Origin of the sequence: Coxiella endosymbiont of Ornithodoros amblus (assembly GCF_019425495.1) — a bacterium.
In the GTDB taxonomy this organism is placed as follows: Bacteria; Pseudomonadota; Gammaproteobacteria; order Coxiellales; family Coxiellaceae; genus Coxiella.
In genome coordinates this window covers 1-3,622 of record NZ_VFIV01000101.1, presented here as the reverse complement: position 1 = coordinate 3,622, position 3,622 = coordinate 1, and the positions used below count along the sequence as shown (strand labels likewise).

Below are 3,622 nucleotides of genomic sequence, written 5' to 3'. Positions count from 1 at the left end.
CACAGATTTATGTTCCGAACTCATCGTAATTATATGCTTACCTTGGCGACGATAAAAAAAGACAGCCCCTTTAAGAGCAAGGTTATTCGATTCCGTTGCACCGGACGTCCAGATAATTTCACGTGGATCAGCATTAATCAACTTAGCCACAGATTCACGGGCATTTTCAATTAATTGGCGAGCTTCCCAACCGTAACGGTGATTTTCGGAAGCTGAATTACCAAACACGCCTTCTTTTGTTAAAGACGCCACCATAGCCTCTACCACAGCAGAATCAGCGGGCGTTGTCGCCATGTAATCAAAATAAAACGGTAATTTCATCGTTTACGACCCACGCAATAAAACCAAACGCAAAGCGATAAAAATACAGTCACCCCCAGCACATCAGCAATAGAAGCAAAACGAGGAGTTACAATTGATAGCGCATTTGCCGTGCCCATTATAACAAAAGGAATGGCTAAAATAACGCCAATTAACGCACTGCCCGCCACCATTCCGCACGCCATCAAAACACCTCGTTGGTGAGAGTGGACTAACTCCTGTTCCTGCTCGGCACTGCGTCGTTTCCGCTGCCAAGGTTTTTTGACAAGAAAGCTGATTATTCCCCCTACCACTACCGGCATAATAACCTCGGGCGGCAGATAAATAGCGAGACCCACTGCCAACGCCGGCACCTGAAAATTGCGACGTTTCAGAAATTCATTAAGTATGATAATAACAACAGCGATGAAAACGCCTACTATGACCATGTCCCAATTGAGCTGGTGTGTTAACACTCCGCTCGCCACTGCCGCCATTAATGCGGATTGAGGTGCCGCTAGCATTTGGGAAGGATCCATACCAGAGCGCGGATAAACACCCCTCATACCGTAAGCATTAAATAAAAGTTGAAGCACTGGACCAATAATAAGAGCGGATGCAATAACGCCAACGCCCATCATTACTTGCTGCCGCCACGGCATGGCACCAACCATTCTCCCTGCTTTTAAATCCTGGATATTTTCTCCCGCAATCGAACCGATGCCCGCTAAAACCGTCGCAATGATGATAACCGCTGAAGCTACGCGATGCGCCTGCACCGATCCGTGAACGTGAAAAATTAACAGAAATAAAAATGCTAACAATAAAATAGCGGTAATTAATAATCCAGATAGCGGATTATTACTTGATCCTACAAGCCCGCAAACATAACTGGATATGGTAGCTAACAAAAAACCGATCGTGAGAATGTAAATAATTGAAACCAAAGCTACAAAGGCTAAAAAATTCCCCGACCCCAGGAAATTAGCTTCTCGAAAATAATAAAAAATGTAAAAGAAAGAAAATCCAATGAGCGCTAAAACGCCGACAATAATCCAAACAGGAGGAATATCTGCTTCAATACGTAAACGCTGTCCCGAAGTTTCGCCTAATTTTTTACGAAAATTAGTAAAAGAAAGATGAACTCCTTTTATGATTGGCTTCAATAAATTTAACAATATCCACAACCCGCCTACCAGCATGGTTCCCACGCCGACAAAACGAAGATGGGCGTCCCATAATTGAGTTGCCGCATCATAAGCGGAAGTTGCATTAGCGGGTAAACCATAATATAAGCCGATGAGCGGTAAGATAATCACCCAACCTAAAGTAACGCCGATTAAAAAACTCACCGCCACTTCAAAACCCACGATATAACCCGAAGCTAAAACGGCTGGCGTGAATCCCCATCCGAAACCAAAAACCGTTTTTCCGGTAAATGTCCACAATTGCAAATTATCAGAAACAATTTTTAATCCTGTCTGTGCAAAAGCAATAATCCCGCCGACCACACCGCCATTAGCCAACAACTTCAATCTACCTTTTCCTTTCACACTTATTTTAAGCAAATTAGCAATTGCTGTTCCCTCAGGAAAATGCAAAACTGGAAGGCTGAGCATCACTCGCCGTAATACGGCAGCAAATAAAACTCCTAACAGTCCCCCAAGCACTGCAATAATTAGCGTCTCCCAATAGGGAAACCCATTCCAAATACGTAAAAAAATCATCGCCGGCAAAACATAAGCTAGCGCTGCTGCCACACCTTCCCCCGCAGAAGCAGCCGTTTGAACTAAATTGCTTTCCAACACATTGTGCTGCTTAAAAAAACGTAAAATACCCAACGCTAGAACCGATGCTGGAATGGATGCAGAAATTGTCGTCCCAATTTTTAAAGCTAAATAAGCATTCGCCGCAGATAAAACAATAGCTAATAGGATAGATAATACAATCGCTTTAAATGTAAATTCGGGCAAAGAGGTTGAAGTGGGGATTAGAGATTCGCTATCTAAGTTTTCGGGATTTTTCACTAAAATGTCCTTACATCGAATGAATTTATTTGAAGCATCATTCCAAGATTTTAACAGCAATTATCCCGTCTATGAATAGAAGCTAAAATACCTCGGAGAATATTTAGTTCTGTTCTATCAATTTGGACGCGATTAAAAAGACGCCTTAAGCGTTTCATCAGCATCTTCGGTTGCCTCCCCTCGGATCGATAAATTTAATACCCACTAGCGTTTTTTCCAGGTGCGTATAAAACTCCTCCATCTGATCAGCCGTTGCCAACTGGTAAATCGAGGTGTCTTGATATCCCGGGTCAACAGCACTCATTTGCCATCCACATTTCATACGTGAGAATTTGCACTGCCTGCGCCAAATTTAATGAGCTAAAGGTGGCTTCAGTGGGGATAGTGACATAATATTGACACTGCGCCAGTTCCTCATTAGTCAATCCCGAGCGCTCTCCCGGCCAAATACAATTGCTATGTCTCCTCGATGCCGTACAATTTGTTCAGCGCATTCGCGCGCTGTTTTAACTGGCCAGGACAGTGTACGCGAGCGCGCACTAGTTCAAAAACAAGGTTACACCCATTCAAGGCAGCAGTGAGATTATCTACCACTCTAGCGCTCGCCAGCACTGTATCCGCACCCGCCGAGCGCGCTGTAGCCTCCTCATGAGGAAAAAGCCCAGGCTTTACTAAGTGAAGTTCTAAAAATCCCATTGTTTTCATAGCCACCGCCGCTGCCCCGATGTTCCCTGGATTGTTTGGATTCATAAGAACAATTCGAACTTTTTGAAACATAGGCAGATCATAACACTATCTAATCCTTTCATAAAGAATCCTTTCATAAAGAAAACGCATAGGGCCGTGAGGGCTGGGCCCCGCCTGCGCACCTAGCCATCAACTGCGGTGTACCCATGCCCTATTGCATGTTTTTCTATCGCGGTTGGGCAATCCACGTTTCCACTTTACCGGGTTGTCATAACAGTCACGTATGCGTTAGACTTTATTCATGAAGACGCGAAATGGTTAAATCAATTTTTTATCGGCACAAGTGTTCACGTGGCATCTTAAAAAATATGAGAACAAACACTTATACCTTACTTGAGCAGTGTAGGAAATATTACCAACAGAAATGAAGAAGCCTATCTAGAAATTAAACGTATCTTTTTCAGATATTATTTTTATTTCGTCCATAAGTTCGCTATCATTTAACACCATGGAATATCAAGATTATTATAAAATTCTAGGTGCCTCGCGTGATGCGACGGCAGATGAAATTAAAAAAAGTTATCGAAAACTAGCACGCAAATATCATC

General features: G+C 43.2%; 3 protein-coding genes and 2 pseudogenes. 2 read left to right on the top strand and 3 right to left on the bottom strand.

Annotated features, from left to right (window positions below):
* The 3 genes and pseudogenes from FIV31_RS08145 to FIV31_RS08135 form a co-directional block, all read right to left on the bottom strand.
* Positions 1–321: aminotransferase class V-fold PLP-dependent enzyme (locus FIV31_RS08145; protein ID WP_280124415.1), on the bottom strand; the 321-nt coding region annotated here is incomplete at its 3' end.
* Positions 318–2,387, bottom strand: coding sequence for an OPT family oligopeptide transporter (locus tag FIV31_RS08140; protein ID WP_280124414.1), 2,070 nt, complete (start codon positions 2,385–2,387; stop codon positions 318–320). The genes FIV31_RS08145 and FIV31_RS08140, both read right to left, overlap by 4 nt.
* Positions 2,378–3,104, bottom strand: a pseudogene (locus FIV31_RS08135) (RNA methyltransferase). The gene FIV31_RS08140 and the pseudogene FIV31_RS08135 overlap by 10 nt, the downstream one beginning before the upstream one ends.
* Positions 3,105–3,205: 101 nt before the next feature.
* Between FIV31_RS08135 and FIV31_RS08130 the strand changes: the two are divergent.
* Positions 3,206–3,377 (top strand): annotated as a pseudogene (locus FIV31_RS08130) (L,D-transpeptidase family protein); the annotation flags it as partial.
* Positions 3,378–3,522: 145 nt separating this feature from the next.
* Positions 3,523–3,622, top strand: a 100-nt coding sequence (locus FIV31_RS08125; protein ID WP_280124418.1) for a DnaJ domain-containing protein, incomplete at its 3' end; no start/stop codon positions are given.